Below are 19,561 nucleotides of genomic sequence, written 5' to 3'. Positions count from 1 at the left end.
GAGCGAACAGTCACGAGGCAGATCATCATGAGCGACGCCATCTCGGTGGCCGCACTCGTCAAGGCGTACGGCCGGACCAGGGCCCTCGACGGGCTCGACCTGGGCGTGCGCACCGGCGAGGTGCACGGCTTCCTGGGCCCCAACGGCGCGGGCAAGAGCACCACCTTCCGGATCCTGCTCGGCCTCGCGCGGGCCGACGCGGGCAGCGTCCGCCTGTTCGGCGGCGACCCCTGGCGGGAGGCCGCCGAGCTCCACCGCCGCCTGGCGTACGTGCCGGGCGACGTCACGCTGTGGCCCGACCTGTCCGGCGGCGAGGTGATCGACCTGCTGGGCCGGCTGCGCGGCGGCCTCGACCGCGGGCGCAGGAAGGACCTGCTCGACCGGTTCGGCCTCGATCCGCGCACGAAGGGCCGGGCCTACTCCAAGGGCAACAGGCAGAAGGTCGCGCTGGTCGCGGCGCTCGCCTCCGACGCCGAGCTGCTGCTGCTCGACGAGCCGACCTCCGGGCTCGACCCGCTCATGGAGGAGACGTTCCGGGAGGTCGTCAGGGAGGAGCGGCGGCGCGGCGACCGTACCGTGCTGCTGTCCAGCCACGTCCTGTCGGAGGTCGAGGCCCTGTGCGACCGGGTCACGATCATCCGCGACGGCCGCGCGGTCGAGAGCGGCACCCTGGCCGGACTGCGCCACCTGACCCGCACCACCGTGCACGCCGAGCTCGACCGGCCCGCCGAAGGGCTGGCCGGGCTCCCCGGCGTGCACGACCTGCGCGAGGAGGGCGGCCGGGTGCGCTTCGACGTGGACGCCGACGCCCTCGGCCCGGCGCTGCGCCGCCTGACCGCGGCGGGCGTGCGCACCCTCGACAGCCGCCCGCCCACGCTGGAGGAGCTGTTCCTGCGCCATTACGCGGGCGGCCGGCCGGCGGAGGCCGTGCGATGAGCGGCACGTGGACGCTCGTCCGCCTGGCGCTGCGCCGCGAGCGCGCCGTCGCCCCCTGGTGGCTCCTGCTGCTGGTGGCCCTGAGCCTGGCCATGGTCGGCTACATCAACCGCAACATGGGCACTTACGAGCTGAAGCTGGCCTACACCGAGGTCGTCCGCCGCTACGCCTTCTTCCGTGCGCTGGGCGGCGGGGTCGTCGAGCCGCGCCTGGAGGTGCTGGCGACCTGGCGCAGCGGCGGCTTCCTCTACGTGATCAACGCCTTCGCCGCCCTGACGACCGTGATCAGGCACACCCGCAGGGAGGAGGACGCGGGCCGGACCGAGCTGGTCCGCGCGGGCGTGGTGAGCCGCCGGGCGCCGCTCGGCGCGGCCCTGCTGGTGGCCGGGGCGGCCGGCCTGGCCGGCGGGGCGCTGACCGCCGCCGCCCTGCTCGCCGCCGGTCTCGAACCCGCCGGCACGCTCGCCTACGGCGCCGCCGTCGTGGTGGCGGGCTGGGTGTTCGCGGGCGTCGGCGCCGTCGCCGCGCAACTGGCGCGCGACGCCCGCACCGCCACGGTCATCGGCCTGTACGCCCTCGGCCTGGCCTACGTCATGCGCTACGCCGCCGACGCGAGCGACCGGCCGTGGCTGAAGGCCCTGTCACCGCTGGGCTGGAGCCACCTGGTGGACGCCTACCGGGCCGACCGCTGGTGGCTGCTCGGCGTCTCCACGCTGGCCGCCGGGGGGTTGTGCGCGCTGGCGTACGCGCTGCTCGGCCGCCGCGACCTGGGCTCGGGCCTGCTGCCGGAACGGCCGGGCAAGGAGGAGGCCCCCCGGCTGCGCGGCCCGGTCTCCCTGGCCTGGCGGCTGCACCGCGGCCTGCTGCTGAAGTGGGCGGCGGGGACGGCGGCGTTCGCGGCGGCAGGCGGCGCGATGGGCCCGCTGGCCAAGGACGTGCTGGCCCGCCCGAGCGTCGTGGTCACCAACATCACGAACCTGCTCGGCGTCCCCGCGGCGGACGCCCTCGACGGCTACATGTGGTACTACCTGCTGATCCTCGCCTACGGCAGCGCGCTCTACCCGGTGCTCATGGTCGTGCGGCTGCGTTCGGAGGAGACCTCGGGCCGCGCCGCCCAGGTGCAGGCCACGCCCCTGACCCGGGTCCGCTGGGCGGCCGGGCACCTGGCGGTGGCCGCGCTCGGCACGGCCGCGCTGCTGGCGCTCGCCGCCCTCGTCTTCGGCGCCGTGTACGCCGCGCTCCTCGGCGACTTCGCCGGCACCGCACCGCGCTTCCTGGCCGCCGCCCTGAGCCAGGCCCCGGCGGCGTGGTGCGTCGGCGCGGTCTGCGTGGCGGCCTACGGGCTGCTGCCCCGGGCGAGCGTGCCGCTGTGCTGGGCGGCCTGGATCCTGACCGCCCTGCTCGGACAGGTCGTCGCGCCCTTCTACGGGGTGTGGGGCGGCACGCCGTTCGAGCCGTTCCACTACCTGCCGAACATCATGGCGGGGCGGGCGTTCGGCACGGCGCCGGAGCTGACGCTGCTCGCGCTGACGGCCGCGCTCACGGCCGGCGGGCTGCTCGCCCTGCGGCGGCGCGACGCCGGCTGAGGAGACGTGGCGTCGCGGCGGTATCCGGAATTCTGGCACGAGGGTCAGGCTGAGAGCCGGTGAAGGCGGGTACAACCCGTTCCCCCACGATGAAGGAGGGCCGATGATCCCAGGTTGCGGCTCGTGCAACTGTTCCGACGTCTTCGCCACCGCCAAGCCGCCGTGGTGGCAGACGTCCAGCGAAGCACCCTGAATCACCCGCACCTGCCGCCCGTCCCCCGATCGTCGCGGGGACGGGCGGTTCGCGTGCGGGACGGTCAGGCGCGGCGGCGGGCCCGGTAGGCGGCGACGTGCATGCGGTTGCCGCAGGTGCGGCTGTCGCAGTAGACCCGCGAGCGGTTGCGGGACTCGTCGACGAACACGCGGTCGCAATCGGGGGCCGAGCAGGTGCGCAGGCGCTCCATCTCGCCCTCCACCAGCAGGTGCGCCAGCGCCACGCCGCAGTCGGCGGCCACGTGCTCGGCCAGGGAGGCGTCGGTGGCGAAGTAGTGCACGTGCAGCGGGTGGCCGTCGTGCTCGGTCAGCCTGGGCGTGATGCGCGTCTCGGCGAGCAACGCGTTGAGCGTGCGCACGGCGCTCGCCACGTCGGAGGCCGTGAACACCCGGTGGAACGCCTCGCGCACCATGCGCACCTGGCCGAGGTCGCGGGCGGTCAGCGCGCCGATGCCGCTGATCTGCCGGGACTCCACGAAGGCCTGCAACTCGGCCAGGCTGGCCAGACCGTCGTCGCCGCCGGTGGACGGCGAGGTGTTGACCAGGTCGACAACGGTCGCCAAAGAATGCACCATGTCATGGCCAAACGGCATGTTGACTCCTGTCGGGGCCGGTTCTAGCGTGGTCGCAGCGTATCTCTCCCATGGGACTCCGGGGGTTTCCGTGAGTGCATATCGGCGTATCGTCCTGATCGCGATCGCCGGAGCACTGATCATCTCCACCTCCGCGCCCCTGGTGCGGCTGTCCGGGGCGTCGCCAGCGACGTCGGCGTTGTTCCGCTGCGCGTACGCGGTGCCGCCCATGGTGCTGCTCGCCTGGCTCGAACGGCGGAAGCTGGGGCCCCTGCCCTGGCGGAACGTGCTGCCGGCCTGGGCGGCGGGCGTGCTGTTCTCGCTCGACCTGCTGTTCTGGCACCAGTCGATCAAGCTGGTCGGCGCGGGCCTGGCGACCGTGCTGGGCAACCTGCAGGTGTTCATCGTGGCCTTCGCCGCCTGGGGCCTGTTCCGCGAGCGCCCGTCCAACCGGCTCATGGCGAGCACGCCGATCGTCTTCGGCGGGGTCGTGCTGATCTCCGGGGTGTTCGACGGCGCGGCGTACGGGCTCGACCCCGTCATGGGCGCCGTCACCGGGCTGGCGACCTCCGTCGTGTACGCCGCCTACCTGCTGCTCATGAAGGCCGGGCCGGGCCGGACGGCCGGGCCCCTGGCGCACGCGACCGTCGTGGCCACCGTGCTGATCGCCGCGCTCAGCCCGCTGTTCGGCGGCGCGGACCTGGCGCCGGAATGGCCGGCGCACGGGTGGCTGCTGCTGCTCGCGCTGGGGCCGCAGGTGGCCGGATGGCTGCTGATCACGTACTCGCTGCCCAGGCAGCCGGCGGCGCTCACGGCGCTGCTGCTGCTCGTGCAGCCGATGACCACGGTCGCCATCTCCACGCTCACGCTGGGGGAGCGGCCCTCCGCGCTGCAGCTCGCCGGGTGCGCCGCGGTCGTGCTCGGCGTGCTGTACGGCTCCCGCGGCCCTCAGCCCACGCGGGCCGGCGCCGAGCAGGACGAGCAGGTTCCGAAGACCTCGACCGTGTGAGTGATCTCGGTGAAGCCGTGGTCGCTGCCGACCGCCTCGGCCCAGCGCTCGACGGCCGGCCCGGCCACCTCGACCGTGTGCCCGCAACGGCGGCAGACCAGGTGGTGGTGATGGTCGTCGCTGGCGCACGCCCGGTAGACCGACTCGCCCTCGTCGGTGCGCAGCACGTCGACCTGGCCGCAGTCGGCCAGCGCCTGCAGCGCCCGGTAGACGGTGGTCAACCCGATCTTGGCGCCGTGCAGGCGCATCTCTGCATAGACGTCCTGGGCGCTGCGGAACCCCTCGCTGCGGCGAAGGGTGTCGTGCACGGCATCGCGCCTCGTCGTCATGCGACCTCCTCGACACGGACATGTGGTCGCCGGCTCACTGGGGACTCCTGGATACGGCCTCGCCGTACGAATTTACCGACAGCCAGGGCCAGGACGAAGCCGGCGAGGGCGAGAAGCACGATCGCCGCGCCCGGAGGCACCCGCGACGACATCGTCGAGGCCAGCAGACCGCCCACCGAGGCGAGCACGCCGAACAGCATCGCCAGCCCCATCGTGGCCCGGAAGCCCCTGGTGAGCTGCTGGCTCGTGGCCACCGGGATCACCATCAGGGCGCTGACCAGCAGCAGGCCGACCACGCGCATGGCGATGACCACGGTGAGCGCGGCGGTGACCGCGATCAGCAGGCTGAGGAAGCGCACCGGCAGGCCGCTGGCCTTGGCCATCTCCTCGTCCTGGCAGAGCACGAACAGCTCCCTGCCGAAGACGACGACCACGCCGATCACCGCCACGGCCAGCGCGCCGATGATCCAGATGTCCTCCCGCGTGACGCTGGCGATGGCGCCGAACAGGTAGGAGTTCAGCTTGGCGTTGCTGCCGCCGGGGGCGATGCCCATGAGCATGACGCCGCCCGCGATGCCGCCGTAGAACAGCAGGGCGAGCGCGACGTCGCCGCTGGTCCGGCCCCGGGCCCTGACCAGCTCGATCGCCACCGCGCCCAGCACCGAGACGACCACGGCGGTCAGCACCGGCGCGGTGCCGGTCAGGAAGCCCAGCGCCACGCCGGTCAGCGCGACGTGCCCGATGCCGTCGCCGAGCAGCGACAGCCTGCGCTGCACGATGAACGTGCCCACCGCGGGCGCGCACAGCCCGACCAGCAGCGCGGCGATCAGCGCGAGCTGGAAGAGGTTCTCCTGCAGAAGGTCGATCATCGCGGTTCTCCCTGCCAGCCGGTCAGCGGGCCGGCGGGCGGCTCCTCGGCGTGCGGATGCTGGTGCTCGTGTCCCGGCCTGGCGCACTCGCCCTCGGGCCGCGGCGGCTCGCCGTCGTGCGCGACGCGGCCCTCGCGGACCACGACGCCGCGGGTGATCAGCGGCTCCAGCGGGCCCAGCTCGTGGGCGACCAGGACGATCGTCTTGCCGTCGCGGACCAGGCCGCCCAGCGTGTCGGCCAGGAGCTGCTGGGTCTCGGCGTCGACGCCCGCCGTGGGCTCGTCCATCACGTACGTGTCGGGCTCCCCGGCCAGGGCGCGGGCGATGAGCACGCGCTGCTGCTGGCCACCCGAGAGCGACTGCACGGGGTCGCCGGCCCGGCCGGTCAGGTCGACCGCGTCGAGGGCGTGCGCGACCGCCGCCCGGTCGGCCGCGCTGGTCCTGCGCAGCCGGCTCTGCCTGGCGACGCGGCCCGAGGCCACGACCTCGCGGACGGTGGCGGGCACGCCGCCGCCGACCTGGAGGCGCTGGGGCACGTAGCCGATGCGCCACCAGTCGCGGAAGCGGGCGGGCGGGGAGCCGTACAGGAGGGTCCGGCCGCCGGACAGCGGGGTGAGGCCGAGCAGCGCGCGGACCAGGGTGGACTTGCCCGAGCCGTTGGCCCCCAGGAGGGCCACCACCTCGCCGGGGCAGACGGTCAGGTCGACGCCGCGCAGGATCTGCCGGCCGTCGAAGCTGACCCTGCCGCCGGTCATCGCGAAGGCCGTCTCGCTCATGCCGCACACCCCAGCGCCGTGCGGAGGGTCTTGAGGTTGTCGCGCATGGCCGTCAGGTAGTCGCCGGCGGGCTTGCTCTCCAGCGGGTCGAGCACGGCCGTCTTCGCGCCGACCTCGCCGGCCAGCACCTCGGCCACCTTCGGGCTCACCAGGGACTCGGTGAAGATCGTGGTGGCGCCCTCGGCCCTGGCCAGCGCGGCCACCTCCGACAGGCGCTTCGGCGACGGCTCGGTCTCGGGGTCGAGCGTGATGCCCACCTGCTTGAGCTTGTAGCGGTCGGCCAGGTAGCCGAACGCCTCGTGCGCGGTGACCAGCGTCTTGCCGGCGCAGCCGGCCAGGCCCTTGGCGAACTCCTGGTCGAGGCCGCCCAGCACGCCCGCCGCCGTGGCGGCGCGGTCCTTGTACGCCTGCGCGTGGGCGGGGTCGGCGGCGGCCAGGCGCTCGCCCAGCTTTCCGGCGACCGTGGCCAGCCGGGACGGGTCGAGCCAGATGTGCGGGTCGTAGGAGACGCCGTGCTCCTCCGCGTGGCCCTCCTCATCGGCGTGCCCGCCCGCCGGGATCGTCGTGACGACGGCGGCGGCGTCGAAGGCGGTGTCGGCGGAGACGGCGTCGTCGACGGCCGGCTGCACGCCCTTGACGTAGACGGTGAGCGCGGCGTCCTGGAGCTTGGTCATCTGCTGGATGCCCAGCTCCAGGTCGTGCGGCTCGACGCCGGGCGCGGTCAGGACGGTCACGTCGGCGTCGGGCCCGGCCACCTGCTCCGTGAGCCACTGGAGCGGGTAGAAGGCGGCGATCACCTCGGGCCTGCCGCCCGCGGCGGTCTCGGTGCTCTCCACGGCCCCGGCGCCACAGGCGGACGTGGCCAGCAGGGCTGCTCCGGCGAGGAAGGTTACGGCGCGCATTGGGGGCGTACGGGACATCACGCCCTCAAGTATGGAGAAAATGAAAATGATTGTCAAAATCTCCGGCGGGCCGGACTAGAACGCCCCAAACCGGTCAGCGGCCAGGAGCACCAGGAAGACCAGCATCACGACCCGCAGCAGCCGCCCGCCGATGCCCAGCGACGGCCACGACAGGTACGCCAGCCACCCGACGAACGCCAGCACCACCAGCGCCGCCACGCCGCCCAGCCAGTTGGCCAGCGCGAAGGCGGCCAGCAGCAGGATCACCAGCACGGCGGGGGCCACCCACCTGGGCACCTGCGTGAACAGAAAGGTCATCGGGACCGCGCTGCGCCACTCGACGGCCTTGCGCGCGCCGCCCGCGCCCGGCGTGAAGAACTGCTCGCCCTGGGGCAGCGGGCGCTTGTTTTTGGAGACCACGTCGAGAGCCTATGGGAGTTCGCCTGACACCAGGGTGCGCACCTCTAGGCTGGGCTGGTGCTCGCCGTGATCCGATACACCGTGCCAGAGTCCCAGTCCCAGGACTTCATCAAGCAGGGCCACGCCATCCTCGACACCTTCGCCGCCCAGCCGGGTTTCCACCGCGGGCGGCTGGCCCGCTCGGTCGACGAGCCCAACCTGTGGGCGCTGGTCAGCGAATGGGAGGGCGCCGGGTTCTACCGCAGGGCGCTGTCGGCCTCCAGGATGGTCATGTACCCGTTGATGATCCTCATGGTCAACGAACCCAGCGCGTACGAGGACGTGTACACGCAAGAGGGTGCGTAGCGATACTCGCGCGCGGGACCGGGTGAGCGTCCCCTAAGCTGGGATCTCACCGAATTCACTCGCCGACCTCCAGCCGGAAAGAGACGCAACCAAAATGGCACGACGCACCGACGTCATGGACACCATCGTCAGCCTCGCCAAGCGCCGCGGGCTCGTTTACCCGTCGAGCGAGATCTACGGCGGACTTCGCGCGTCGTGGGACTACGGTCCTCTGGGTGTCGAGCTGAAGAACAACGTCAAGCGGCAGTGGTGGCTGTCGATGGTCCAGTCGCGCGACGACGTGGTGGGCCTCGACTCCTGCGTCATCCTGGCCCCCGAGGTCTGGCGGGCCAGCGGCCACGTCGAGACCTTCACCGACCCGCTGACCGAGTGCCAGTCGTGCCACAAGCGCTTCCGCGCCGACCACCTCGTCGAGGCGTACGAGGAGAAGAACGGCAAGGAGCCCGAGAACGGCCTGGCCGACATCACCTGCCCCAACTGTGGCAACAAGGGCACCTTCACCGCCCCCCGGCAGTTCAGCGGCCTGCTCAAGACCTTCCTCGGCCCGGTGGAGGACGAGTCGGGCCTGGCCTACCTGCGTCCGGAGACGGCCCAGGGCATCTTCATCAACTACCTCAACGTGCAGCAGTCGGCGCGCAAGAAGGTCCCGTTCGGCATCGGCCAGGTCGGCAAGTCCTTCCGCAACGAGATCACCCCGGGCAACTTCATCTTCCGCACCCGCGAGTTCGAGCAGATGGAGATGGAGTTCTTCGTCAAGCCCGGCACCGACGAGGAGTGGCACCAGTACTGGATCGACGAGCGGTTCCGCTGGTACTCCGACCTGGGCATCAACAAGGACAACCTGCGCCTCTACGAGCACCCGCAGGAGAAGCTGTCCCACTACGCCAAGCGCACCGTCGACGTCGAGTACCGCTTCAACTTCCAGGGCTCGGAGTGGGGCGAGCTCGAAGGCATCGCCAACCGCACCGACTTCGACCTCACCGCCCACTCCAAGGCCTCGGGCGTCGACCTGAGCTTCTTCGAGCAGGACACCGGTGAGCGTTACGTCCCCTACGTCATCGAGCCGGCCGCCGGCGTCGACCGGGCCACGCTGACCTTCCTGATCGACGCCTACACCGAGGACGAGGCGCCCAACGCCAAGGGCGTCCTGGAGAAGCGCACGGTGCTGCGGCTCGACCACCGGCTCGCACCGGTCAAGGCCGCGGTGCTGCCGCTGTCGCGCAACGCCGACCTGTCGCCGAAGGCCCGCGACCTGGCCGCGCAGCTGCGCCGGCGGTGGAACGTCGAGTTCGACGACGCGGGCGCGATCGGCCGCCGCTACCGCCGCCAGGACGAGATCGGCACCCCGTTCTGCATCACCGTCGACTTCGACACCCTCGAAGACCACGCGGTGACGATCCGCGAGCGCGACAGCATGGCCCAGGAGCGCATCGCCATCGACCAGGTCGACTCCTACCTGCGCCAGCGTCTCAACGACTGACCCAGGCTGCACCTCGTCAGCGCCGCCCCGGCTCTCCGCCGCGGGCGGCGCTCGCATTTTCCAGCCAGACCGCAGGACAGACCGGGCCGGTCAGGGCAGGTGGCGGCCGAACCAGGTCAGCACGTAGTCGTAGGCCTGCGAGGCGGCCCGTTCGTCGTAGCGGGCGCCCGTGTCGTTGAAGAAGGCGTGGCCGACGCCGGGGACGGTCACCAGCTCGTGGGTGAGCCCGGCCTCGGTCAGCGCCGCCTCGGCCGCGTCCCTGGTGGCGTTGACGCGGTCGTCGTGCTCGGCGTAGATCGCCAGCACGGACGCCTTGGCCCCGGTCAGGTCGGCGTCGTCGGGCAGCGGGCCGTAGAAGGGCGCGGCGGCGGCCAGCCGGGTCTCCCCGGACGACAGCAGCAGCCACGTCATCCCGCCGCCGAAGCAGAACCCGATCATGCCCAGGCCCGCGCCCTCGGCCCGCTTCTCCAGCTCGCCGACGGCCGCCTTCATGTCGGCCACGAACCGTTCCTGGGGGATCTCGCCCAGTTTGGCCGTGACCTGAGCGGTGTCGGCGAACGCGGTCGTGCCGCCGTCCCGGGAGAGCAGGTCGGGCGCCAGGGCCGAGTAGCCGCCGGCGGCCAGCCGGCCGGCGACCGAGCGGATGTGGTCGGTCAGCCCGCGGTTCTCGTGCATGACCAGCACCGCGCCCTTGGGGATGGCGGCGGGGGCCCAGGCGGCCCGCAGGGTGGTCCCGTCCGGGCCGGGGAAGGTGATCTCCTGCGTGGGCAGCGGGGCCGGGCCCGCGGGGGAGGCCGCGCCGGACGGCGAGGCCGCGGGCGGCGGAGGCGTGTTCGCCGGGTCGGTGTCGGGGGTGGCGCCGCAGGCGGCGAGGAGAGTGGTGGCGGCGGGGAGGGTGAGCCCGAGGAGGCCCAGGCGGCGCAGGGCCTCGCGCCGCGAGATCAGGCCCTCTACGTGGTCGAGTGCCACTTCTTCTGCCAAATATCGCTGGAAGGGCGTCATGGTCGAAAGATCTAATGGTGAACACCGAAAAATCGTGTAAAGGCGATAGTTATGTGGTCTTTCGCTGGCGTTTGGTGAGGTGGTGCTGAAGCCGGGAACGCCGCTCCGCCCCCATGGCGTGACCCCTCATCCGGAACTATGGTCAAGATCATGCGACTGCTGGTGGTCGAGGACGAGGAAGACCTGGTCGACGCGTTACGGGTGGGTCTGGTCCGGGCGGGCTACGCGGTGGACGTGGCCTACGACGCGCCGTCGGCGCACGAGAAGCTGGAGGTCAACACCTACGACCTGGTCCTGCTCGACCTGAACCTGCCCGGCGGCGACGGCTTCGAGCTCTGCCGTTCGGTACGGGCCGCCGGCCGCGGGGTGCGGATCATCATGGTCACCGCCCGCGACCGCCTCGACGACCGGGTGCGCGGCCTCGACGAGGGCGCCGACGACTACCTGGTCAAGCCGTTCGCCTTCCCCGAGCTGCTGGCCAGGGTGCGGGCGCTGCTGCGCAGGGACACCGGCGGCACCGCCGTCCTCCAGGTGGGCGGGCTGCGCATCGACACCGCCCGCATGGAGGTCTCCCTCGACGGCCGCTCCCTGGCCCTGACCCCCAAGGAGTACGGCGTGCTGCACTACCTGATGACCCGTCCCGGCCACGTGGTCTCCACCGAGGAGCTGCTCGAACACGTCTGGGACGAGCACGCCGACCCGTTCACCAACACCGTCCGGGTCACCGTCGGCAACCTGCGCCGCAAGCTCCAGGAGGACGGCCTCATCGAGACGGTGATCAGCCGCGGCTACCGGCTCAGGGAGCCGGCGTGATCCACACCATCCGCTTCCGGCTCACCGTGCTCTACTCGGGGCTGCTGTTCGTGCTGGCCGCGCTGGTGCTGGGCGGCATCTACGTCGCGGTCTCCAAGACCACCGAGGAACGCCCGTACTCGACCGAGTACGCCAAGGCGTACCGCGGCAACCAGTACGTGGGCAAGCAGGAGGTCGTCTTCATCGAGGAGGTCGAGAACGAGGTCAACATCAGGACGCTGGCCACGCTGCGCGACTACTCGCTGGCCACCCTGGCCGGGCTCTACCTGGCATCCCTGGGCATCGGCTGGGTGTTGTCGGGACGGGTGCTGCGTCCGGTCCGGTCGATCACCCGGACGACGGAGGAGATCCAGGCGACCGACCTGACGCGGCGGATCAGGCTGGGCGGCTCGCGCGACGAGCTCAAGGACCTGGCCGACACCATCGACACCATGCTCGACCGGCTGGAGGAGGCGTTCAGCGCCCAGCGCCGGCTGATCGACGACGCCTCGCACGAGCTGCGCAGCCCTCTGACGATCATCCGGGCCAACGTGGACGCCGTGCTCGCCTCGCCCGACGCCAGCGAGGCGGAGCGGGCCAGGGCCGTGCAGATCGTGGACCGGGCGACCACCCGCATGACCAGGCTCGTGGAGGACCTGCTGGCCAGCGCCAGGCGGCAGGCGACCGCGTTCGCCGACACCGACCTCGACCTGAGCAGGGTGGCGCGGGAGGCGTGCGAGGAGTACGCGGCGCCGGCCGCCGCCCGCGGCCTGACGATCACCCGCGGGCTGGACCGGAACCTGGAGATGACCGGCGACCAGGACGCGCTGCGCCGGGCCGTGGCCAACCTGCTGTCCAACGCCGTGCGCCTGACCCCGCCGGGCGGCGGCGTCCGGGTGGAGGCCGGCCGGTCCGGCGGCTGGTTGTGGGTCGCGGTCAGGGACGACGGCCCCGGCCTCGGCGTGGCCGAGCAGGAGCGGGTCTTCGACCGGTTCTGGCGCGGCGAGGCCAGCCGGCGCGACCGGCACACGGGGCTCGGCCTGGCCATCGTCCGGCAGATCGTGGAGTCGCACGGGGGACGGGTGGCGGTGTTCTCCAGGCTCGGGCAGGGGGCCACGTTCGTGTTGTGGCTGCCGCCGCGCGACGGCGCCCCGGGCCCGGCCCCCGTGACCAACCCCATCCCCGCCTGACCGTCCGCGTCGACGCGGGCCTGTGCGTCCTACTCCACCACGCGCCCGACGAGCTGCCCGTCACGCGCCACCGCCACGCAGTACGCCGTGCGGTGGCGCGGCCACTCCTCCTCCAGCGGCGGTAACGCGGTCACCTCGACCTCGCTCCGCCTGCCCGGCGCGATCCGCAGCCGCGGCGCGCAGAAGTCCGTGGCCTGCCGCCTGGCCTGCTCGGCGCCCGGCCACGCCCCCTCCGGCACGACGTAGATCATGCCGAACTCGGCCGCGTGCGGGTTGCCGCACGGCACGAGCGTCGCGATCAGGTCGTCGGGGATGGACACGAGGCAGTCGCCCGGCCGGAGCTGGGTCGCGTGCCGCTGTTCCGCTCCCGGCACCGTCGACCCCCCGGAGGGCTCGGGCGTTCCCGAGCCGCAGGCGGACAGCGCCAGGACCAGGCAGGCGGCCATCAGACCTCGGGGCGTCGTGCGGGGCATGCGAGCAGAGTGTCATGCCTCGATCACGTCCATATCGCGGAACGACCCGAGCTCGGTCACGTTGAGCGATCACGACGGCCGCCGGCCGGTCGCGGGGGCCGGAGGTCCAGGTAGATCACCGTGTCCGCGGAGGCTTGGCCGATCCAGCGACGAAGCCTGCACGACGCTTTGGCTTGCCGCGAGCCGCCATGGGCGTCTCCTGGCGGGACCGGATCCGATTCCCCACCTCTCGCTCCTCTTTCTCAAGAATTGGTGTAAACCAATTGGTATAAACCAATTTATCGGGCAGCGGTCCTATAATTGGATTAGACCTGTCGCGGGCGGTTGACCTGCAAAAACGATGACTTAACCGAGGAGTGCAGTTTCATCATCAATTTCGCCGGTAGAGTCCCGGGCAGAAGCGTTGGATTGGAGCTGTGGTGGCCAAGTACGTTTACGACTTCACCGAGGGCAACAGGAATCTCAAGGATCTTCTCGGTGGAAAGGGCGCGAATCTCGCCGAGATGACGAATCTCGGGCTGCCCGTACCCCCCGGATTCACGATCACCACTGAAGCCTGCCGTCACTACCTGACGGAAGGCGCTCTTCCCGACGGCCTGGAGCGCGAGGTCGCCGAGCACCTGGACGCCCTGGAGGCCCAGATGGGCCGCCGGCTCGGTCAGGCCGACGACCCGCTGCTGGTCAGCGTACGGTCGGGCGCGAAGTTCTCCATGCCGGGCATGATGGAGACGGTCCTCAACATCGGGCTCAACGACGAGTCGGTGCACGGCCTGGCCAAGCAGGCGGGCGGCAACGACCGCTTCGCCTGGGACTCCTACCGCCGGCTGATCCAGATGTTCGGCAAGACCGTGCTCGGCCTCGACGGCGACCTGTTCGAGCACGCGCTCGACGAGCTGAAGGGCCGCCGCCAGGACACCGACCTCGACGCGGGCGAGCTGCAGGGTCTGGTCGAGACCTACAAGGGCATCGTCCGGGAGCAGACCGGCAAGGACTTCCCCGCCGACCCCCGCGAGCAGATGCGGCTGGCCGTCATGGCGGTCTTCGACTCCTGGAACGCCCCGCGCGCCATCCTCTACCGCCGCCAGGAGCGCATCCCGGCCGACCTCGGCACCGCCGTCAACATCGTGGCCATGGTCTTCGGCAACGTCGGCAACGACTCCGGCACCGGCGTCGCCTTCACCCGCGACCCCGGCTCCGGCCAGCAGGGCATCTACGGCGACTACCTGCAGAACGCCCAGGGCGAGGACGTCGTCGCCGGCATCCGCAACACCATCCCCCTCCAGGAACTCGAACGCCTCGACAAGCGCTCCTACGACGAGCTGCTGCAGATCATGGAGACGCTGGAGAACCACTACAAGGACCTGTGCGACATCGAGTTCACGATCGAGCGCGGCAAGTTGTGGATGCTCCAGACGCGGGTCGGCAAGCGCACCGCCGCGGCCGCCTTCTGCATCGCCACCCAGCTCGTCGACCAGGGCCTGATCACCCTCGACGAGGCCGTCACCCGCGTCACCGGCGACCAGCTCGCCCAGCTCATGTTCCCCCGCTTCGACGGCGGCGCCGAGAAGAAGAAGATCGCCAAGGGCATGAACGCCTCGCCGGGCGCGGCCGTGGGCAAGGTCGTCTTCTCCTCCGAGCGCGCCGTCGAGCTGGCCGGACGGGGTGAGGACGTCATCCTCGTCCGCCGCGAGACCAACCCCGACGACCTGGCCGGCATGATCGCCGCCAAGGGCATCCTGACCAGCCGTGGCGGCAAGACCTCGCACGCCGCCGTGGTCGCCCGCGGCATGGGCAAGACGTGCGTGTGCGGCGCCGAGGAGCTGGAGGTCTCCACCGGCGAGCGCACGTTCACCGCCCCCGGCGGCGAGGTCGTCGCCGAAGGGGACGTGATCTCCATCGACGGCACCACCGGCGAGGTCTACCTCGGCGAGGTCCCGGTCGTTGACTCGGCCGTCGTCGAGTACTTCGAGGGCGCGCAGCCGGACGACGACCTGGTCAGGGCCGTGGACCGGATCATGGGGCACGCCGACTCCGTGCGCCGGCTCCGCGTCCGCGCCAACGCCGACACCCCCGAGGACGCCGCGCGGGCCCGCCGCTTCGGCGCCCAGGGCATCGGCCTGTGCCGCACCGAGCACATGTTCCTCGGCGAGCGCCGCCAGCTCGTCGAGGACCTCGTCCTGGCCGACGGCGACCAGGAGCGGCAGGCCGCGCTCGACGCCCTCGAACCCCTGCAGAAGGCCGACTTCATCGGCATCTTCAAGGCCATGGGCGGCGACCCGGTCACCATCCGGCTCATCGACCCGCCCCTGCACGAGTTCCTGCCCGACCTGGTGGACCTGTCGGTCAAGGTCGCCACCTCGCCCGACGTGACCGACAAGGACCGCAGGCTGCTGTCCGCCGTCAAGAGGCTGCACGAGCAGAACCCGATGCTGGGCCTGCGCGGGGTGCGGCTCGGCCTGGTGATCCCCGGGCTGTTCGCCATGCAGGTGCGGGCGATCGCCCAGGCCGCGGCCGAGGTCCCGGGCGCGCGTCCGGAGATCATGATCCCGCTGGTGGCGTCGGTCCAGGAGCTGGAGTCCGTACGCGAGGAGGCGACCAGGATCCTCGCGGAGACCGGCGTCGAGGCGCTGATCGGCACCATGATCGAGGTGCCGAGGGCGGCGCTGACCGCGGGCCAGATCGCCGAGGCCGCCGAGTTCTTCTCCTTCGGCACGAACGACCTGACCCAGATGACCTGGGGCTTCAGTCGCGACGACGTGGAGGCCGCCTTCTTCTCGCGCTACCTGGAGCTGGGCATCTTCGGCGTCAGCCCGTTCGAGACCCTGGACCGCGACGGCGTCGGACGGCTGGTCAGGATCGCCGTCGAGGAGGGCCGCGCGGCCCGCCCCGACCTGCACGTCGGCATCTGCGGCGAGCACGGCGGCGACCCCGACTCGGTGCACTTCTGCCACGAGGTCGGCCTCGACTACGTCTCCTGCTCCCCGTTCCGCATCCCGGTGGCCCGGCTGGAGGCCGGCCGCGCGGCACTGACCGACACCGACTCCGACACCCGCTGACGGGCGCGGCGGCCGGGGCCTCGGGCCCCGGCCGCCCCTACCCGCGACGCCGGTTGGCCAGCGCCACGGCGGTGAACACCACGATCCCGATCAGGAGGAAGAAGAGCACGAAACCGATGATGATCTCCGGGACGCCTAAGTTCACGGGGGTTCCCTTTCTGCCGGCGCCCCCTGGAGGAGCGCTCCTTGCGACGGATAGTAGGAGCGCCCGGTTGAGGATCTGTTGATTTCCTGTCCACGAACCCCGGAGATCACGCGAAAAGCGGCTTTTGGGATACTTTCCGCATGAAAGATCTCCTGGAATGGGAGCTGCGGTCCGCCGGGCCGGACGAGGTGGAGGCCATCGCGGAGCTGCGGGCCACGGTGATGCGCCCCGACCTGGAACGGCTGGGCCGCTTCGACGAGCACCGGGTACGGCAGCGCTTCCGCGACTCCTTCGCTCCCGGCCACACCTCCGTCATCCTGGCCGGCGGCGCCTTCGCCGGCTGCGTCACCCTGCGCCCCGCCGAGGACGGGCACTGGCTGGAGCACTTCTACCTCGCCCCCGCCGTCCAGGGACGCGGGCTCGGCTCGGCCGTCCTGCGGGCGCTGCTGGACCGCGCCGACGCCGAGCGCGCGACCGTGCGCCTGGTCGTCCTGCGGGGCAGCGCCGCCCAGCGGCTCTACGCGCGGCACGGCTTCACCGTCGAGGGCGAGGACCAGGTGGACGTCCTCATGGTCCGCCGGCCGGACGCCGGGCAGCCCGCGGCCGGCTAACGGGGCAGGGCCTCCTCGGCCGGCACGTAGTCGTGCCGCATCCCGTGGTCGCCCAGCCACTGCCGCAGCCCGGCCACGGCCTCCGGATCACCCGCCACCCGGGCCGCGTACTCGGCCAGGGCCACCTCCTCGCCGTCCTCGAACAGCAGCCGGGCCGGGCCCGACCAGGACAGCGTCCACCTGGCCTCGCCCAGCTGGATCAGCACCGCCTCCAGTGCCTGCCCGAGCACCCCGGCGAGCAGCGTCTCCGACGGCTTCCAGCCCAGCTCGCGCAGCCGTTCGGCCAGCTCGGCCTGGCGGCCCCTGGCGATCGCCTCGAAGGCCGCGTCGAGGTAGGGCCGCGTCGCCCCCATCACCCGCTGTCCCGCCACCGCCAGGTCGCGGAGGGCCTCGGCGTTGCGCGCGGCGTACATGCCCTGGGCCACCAGCTCGTCCCACGGCACCGGGCGCAGCCCGGCCAGCGCCTCCGGCGTCCACATCGACCGCTCGACCGCCTCGGCCGCGACGTCGGGGTCGCGCAGCAGCGTCAGCGCCGGACGCGGGTCGGGGACGTGCTCGGGCTCGGGCAGCACCGCGATGGCGGCCAGCCGGTCGGCCAAACTGGGATGGGAGTCGTACGGCGAGACCTCCTCGGGCCGCTCGCCCAGCCGGGCGATCTCGGCCTGCCGGCCGGGGTCGTTCATCAGCGCGTGGAAGCCGCCGAACACCGAGGCGGGCCGGGTGCCGCCCACACCGGTCAGCGACAGGTAGTCGCCGGCGTACAGGTCCCAGCCCAGGGAGGTGTCGTGGATCTTGCGGAGCGCGCCCGACATGGCCTGGCGCCCGCCGATCGCCACCGCGAACTCGTCGGCCTCCAGCTCCTGGCGCCGCGACACGGCCTGCGACACCCGCAGGTAGAGCTTGGCGTACCAGGCGAAGAGCCGTTGAATGATCGGATGGTTGCCCAGCCCCTGCACGGTCGCGATCAGCGAGACCCGCCCCCGGTAGACGGGCGCGCCGAGCCGCGTGTGCGCCCCGCTGTAGTGGCCCAGCTCGTGCCCCAGCACGGCGCGCAGCTCGTCGACGGTGAGCGTCTGGAGCAGCGGCAGCCCGATGAACATCCGCCGCCGCGTCGCGCGCAGCCCCAGGAACCGGGTGTCCTCCGAGACCGCCGCGTTCACCTCGGGGACGAGCCGGATCTCGTCGGGCGGCGCGGTGCGCACCCGCCGGGCCAGGTCCTCCACCGCCTGCCAGAGCGCGGGCTCGTGCTCGCGCCCCACCGGCACGCCCGGCAGCTCGCCCCCCTGGTTCCTGCCCACCATGAACAGCGCCCGCACCAGCGCGCCCGCCGCCAGCGTGAGCACGATCGCGACCTTCAGCGCCGCGGCGTGGAAGTCCACCAGCAGCAGGACGTCGAAGAACACGGCGGCCACCAGGATGACGCCGACCAGCACGTAGAAGCCGGCGAGCAGACTGAAGGCCAGCACCGCTCGAAACGCTGTCGTCATGGGGGAGGGCTCCCGGGGAAGGGGTTCTCGCGAGGCTCGACACTAGCGGAGACAGGAAACTGGATAAAATCACTGCACCAATGTCGTACTACGACGAGCACGACCAGGAGCGATGGGTCCCGGAACCACCCGGCAACCCCGGCCGCGGTGCGTTCGAACGCGACCGCGCCCGCGTCCTGCACAGCGCCGCGCTGCGCAGGCTGGCGGCCAAGACCCAGGTCGTGGGCCCCGGCGAGACGCTCGGCGGCGGCCAGCACATCCCGCGCACCCGGCTGACCCACTCGCTCGAATGCGCCCAGGTCGGCAGGGAGATGGGCGCCACGCTCGGCGTCGACCCCGACCTGGTCGAGACCGCCTGCCTGGCCCACGACCTCGGCCATCCGCCGTTCGGGCACAACGGCGAGGTCGCGCTCAACGCGCTGGCCACCTCGTGCGGCGGCTTCGAGGGCAACGCCCAGAGCCTGCGCCTGCTCACCAGGCTGGAGGCCAAGGTCCTGACCGACGACGGCCGCAGCGCCGGCCTCAACCTCACCAGGGCCGCACTCGACGCCTCCGTCAAGTACCCCTGGACGTGCGAGAAGTCCCCGAAGTTCGGCGTCTACCACGACGACCTGCCGGTCTTCGAGTGGATCAGGGACGGCGCCCCGGAGGGCCGCGTGAGCTTCGAGGCCCAGATCATGGACTGGGCCGACGACGTCGCCTACTCCGTCCACGACCTGGAGGACGCGCTCCACTCCGGCCACGTCACCCCCGAGGCGCTCCAGTCGCCCGTGGAGCGCGGCGCGGTGGCCCGCGTCACCCGCGCCTGGTACGCGCCCGGCGCCGACCTCAACGAGCTGGAGGAGGTCTTCACCAAACTGATCGCCGACCCGCTGTGGCCGCGCCGCTTCGAGGCCACGCTCGCCGACCTGGCCGGCCTCAAGGCGCTCACCAGCGGCCTGATCGGGCGGTTCTGCCGCTCGGCCCAGACCGCCACCAAGGAGGTCCACGGCGCCCGCCACCGCGCCGACCTCGTCGTGCCGCGTGCCACGCTGCTGGAGTGCGCCCTGCTCAAGGGCGTCACCGCCCACTACGTGATGACCACCGAGGGCCACCACGCCAACCAGGCCAGGCAGCGCGAGCTGATCACCGAGCTGGCCTCGCTGATCACGCTCGGCGCCCCCGCCACCCTCGAACCCGCCTTCCGTCCCGCCTTCCTGGACGCCCCCGACGACCCCGCCCGGGTGCGCGTCGTGATCGACCAGATCGCCTCGCTCACCGACACCTCGGCCGTGGCCTGGCACCGGCGCCTGTCGAAGTGACGGCAGGCCGCCGGGGCCGGTGAAACCGCCCCCACGAGCGGCTTTGCGGACCTGCCTCGTCGGCGGA

The 19,561-nt window shown here is 72.0% G+C and carries 19 protein-coding genes; 10 read left to right on the top strand and 9 right to left on the bottom strand.

The features are described from left to right. The first annotated feature begins 27 nt into the window (after nt 1-27). Complete coding sequence (locus tag AB0J46_RS38875) at nt 28-936, top strand: ABC transporter ATP-binding protein (RefSeq protein WP_364339551.1); 909 nt, start codon at nt 28-30, stop codon at nt 934-936. Continuing rightward, entirely contained in the window at nt 933-2,522 is a 1,590-nt protein-coding gene (locus AB0J46_RS38870; protein WP_364339549.1) for a polyketide antibiotic transporter, read from the top strand. The genes AB0J46_RS38875 and AB0J46_RS38870 overlap by 4 nt, the downstream gene beginning before the upstream one ends. A gap of 257 nt (nt 2,523-2,779) precedes the next feature. Here AB0J46_RS38870 and AB0J46_RS38865 read toward each other — a convergent pair whose 3' ends face one another. After that, nucleotides 2,780-3,307, bottom strand: coding sequence for a CGNR zinc finger domain-containing protein (locus AB0J46_RS38865; protein WP_352323427.1), 528 nt, complete (start codon nt 3,305-3,307; stop codon nt 2,780-2,782). A gap of 91 nt (nt 3,308-3,398) precedes the next feature. Between AB0J46_RS38865 and AB0J46_RS38860 the strand changes: the two genes are divergently transcribed. Next, on the top strand, nt 3,399-4,316 hold the full coding sequence (locus AB0J46_RS38860) for a DMT family transporter (protein ID WP_364339546.1): 918 nt from the start codon (nt 3,399-3,401) through the stop codon (nt 4,314-4,316). On the opposite strand, the gene AB0J46_RS38855 is transcribed toward AB0J46_RS38860, so the two are convergent. From AB0J46_RS38855 to AB0J46_RS38835, 5 genes are all read right to left on the bottom strand, one after another. Next, the gene (locus AB0J46_RS38855) at nt 4,256-4,645 is read right to left on the bottom strand and encodes a transcriptional repressor (RefSeq protein WP_352323403.1); all 390 of its coding nucleotides are present in this window, start codon (nt 4,643-4,645) and stop codon (nt 4,256-4,258) included. The two genes, AB0J46_RS38860 and AB0J46_RS38855, sit on opposite strands and share 61 nt — an antisense overlap. After that, nucleotides 4,642-5,514 carry a metal ABC transporter permease gene (locus AB0J46_RS38850; protein ID WP_352323402.1) on the bottom strand — a complete coding sequence of 291 codons (873 nt, stop codon included), beginning with the start codon at nt 5,512-5,514 and terminating at the stop codon, nt 4,642-4,644. Before AB0J46_RS38850 ends, AB0J46_RS38855 begins: the two co-directional genes overlap by 4 nt. Next, nucleotides 5,511-6,290, bottom strand: coding sequence for a metal ABC transporter ATP-binding protein (locus AB0J46_RS38845; RefSeq protein WP_364339544.1), 780 nt, complete (start codon nt 6,288-6,290; stop codon nt 5,511-5,513). The genes AB0J46_RS38850 and AB0J46_RS38845 overlap by 4 nt, the downstream gene beginning before the upstream one ends. Next, complete coding sequence (locus AB0J46_RS38840) at nt 6,287-7,192, bottom strand: zinc ABC transporter substrate-binding protein (RefSeq protein WP_364339542.1); 906 nt, start codon at nt 7,190-7,192, stop codon at nt 6,287-6,289. Before AB0J46_RS38840 ends, AB0J46_RS38845 begins: the two co-directional genes overlap by 4 nt. 75 nt (nt 7,193-7,267) lie before the next feature. Then, nucleotides 7,268-7,612 carry a DUF6703 family protein gene (locus AB0J46_RS38835; protein WP_364339540.1) on the bottom strand — a complete coding sequence of 115 codons (345 nt, stop codon included), beginning with the start codon at nt 7,610-7,612 and terminating at the stop codon, nt 7,268-7,270. A 57-nt stretch (nt 7,613-7,669) separates the two neighbouring features. Here AB0J46_RS38835 and AB0J46_RS38830 point away from each other — a divergent pair, with 57 nt between their 5' ends. Continuing rightward, nucleotides 7,670-7,957, top strand: a complete 288-nt coding sequence (locus AB0J46_RS38830) for an antibiotic biosynthesis monooxygenase (RefSeq protein ID WP_358292153.1) — start codon at nt 7,670-7,672, stop codon at nt 7,955-7,957. A gap of 94 nt (nt 7,958-8,051) precedes the next feature. Then, nucleotides 8,052-9,437: a glycine--tRNA ligase gene (locus AB0J46_RS38825; RefSeq protein ID WP_364339538.1), complete on the top strand. Its 1,386-nt coding sequence runs from the start codon at nt 8,052-8,054 to the stop codon at nt 9,435-9,437. Nucleotides 9,438-9,527: 90 nt separating this feature from the next. On the opposite strand, the gene AB0J46_RS38820 is transcribed toward AB0J46_RS38825, so the two are convergent. Beyond that, nucleotides 9,528-10,439 carry a dienelactone hydrolase family protein gene (locus AB0J46_RS38820; RefSeq protein ID WP_364339536.1) on the bottom strand — a complete coding sequence of 304 codons (912 nt, stop codon included), beginning with the start codon at nt 10,437-10,439 and terminating at the stop codon, nt 9,528-9,530. A 150-nt stretch (nt 10,440-10,589) separates the two neighbouring features. On the opposite strand from AB0J46_RS38820, the gene AB0J46_RS38815 reads away from it, so the two are divergent. Both AB0J46_RS38815 and AB0J46_RS38810 read left to right on the top strand, forming a co-directional pair. After that, nucleotides 10,590-11,252, top strand: coding sequence for a response regulator transcription factor (locus AB0J46_RS38815; protein WP_352323395.1), 663 nt, complete (start codon nt 10,590-10,592; stop codon nt 11,250-11,252). Continuing rightward, a complete protein-coding gene (locus tag AB0J46_RS38810) occupies nt 11,249-12,421 on the top strand; it encodes a HAMP domain-containing sensor histidine kinase (RefSeq protein WP_364339534.1) in 1,173 nt (390 codons plus the stop codon). Before AB0J46_RS38815 ends, AB0J46_RS38810 begins: the two co-directional genes overlap by 4 nt. A 29-nt stretch (nt 12,422-12,450) precedes the next feature. On the opposite strand, the gene AB0J46_RS38805 is transcribed toward AB0J46_RS38810, so the two are convergent. Then, nucleotides 12,451-12,894: a hypothetical protein gene (locus AB0J46_RS38805; protein WP_364339532.1), complete on the bottom strand. Its 444-nt coding sequence runs from the start codon at nt 12,892-12,894 to the stop codon at nt 12,451-12,453. A 419-nt stretch (nt 12,895-13,313) separates the two neighbouring features. Here AB0J46_RS38805 and ppdK point away from each other — a divergent pair, with 419 nt between their 5' ends. Both ppdK and AB0J46_RS38795 read left to right on the top strand, forming a co-directional pair. Continuing rightward, entirely contained in the window at nt 13,314-15,950 is a 2,637-nt protein-coding gene (gene ppdK / locus AB0J46_RS38800; protein WP_358292165.1) for a pyruvate, phosphate dikinase, read from the top strand. Between the two features lie 285 nt (nt 15,951-16,235). Then, the gene (locus AB0J46_RS38795) at nt 16,236-16,706 is read left to right on the top strand and encodes a GNAT family N-acetyltransferase (RefSeq protein WP_364339530.1); all 471 of its coding nucleotides are present in this window, start codon (nt 16,236-16,238) and stop codon (nt 16,704-16,706) included. Here the strand turns inward: AB0J46_RS38795 and AB0J46_RS38790 are convergent. After that, nucleotides 16,703-18,193, bottom strand: a complete 1,491-nt coding sequence (locus AB0J46_RS38790; protein WP_364339528.1) for a M48 family metallopeptidase — start codon at nt 18,191-18,193, stop codon at nt 16,703-16,705. The two genes, AB0J46_RS38795 and AB0J46_RS38790, sit on opposite strands and share 4 nt — an antisense overlap. An 80-nt stretch (nt 18,194-18,273) precedes the next feature. Here AB0J46_RS38790 and AB0J46_RS38785 point away from each other — a divergent pair, with 80 nt between their 5' ends. Beyond that, nucleotides 18,274-19,494 (top strand): deoxyguanosinetriphosphate triphosphohydrolase, encoded by a 1,221-nt coding sequence (locus AB0J46_RS38785; RefSeq protein WP_364339526.1) that lies wholly within the window; start codon nt 18,274-18,276, stop codon nt 19,492-19,494. Nucleotides 19,495-19,561: the final 67 nt, after the last annotated feature.

Source organism: Nonomuraea sp. NPDC049758 (assembly GCF_040674635.1).
Lineage (GTDB): Bacteria > Actinomycetota > Actinomycetes > Streptosporangiales > Streptosporangiaceae > Nonomuraea.
Note: the sequence above shows the minus strand (reverse complement) of the source record. Positions and strands in the feature narration are given on the sequence as shown.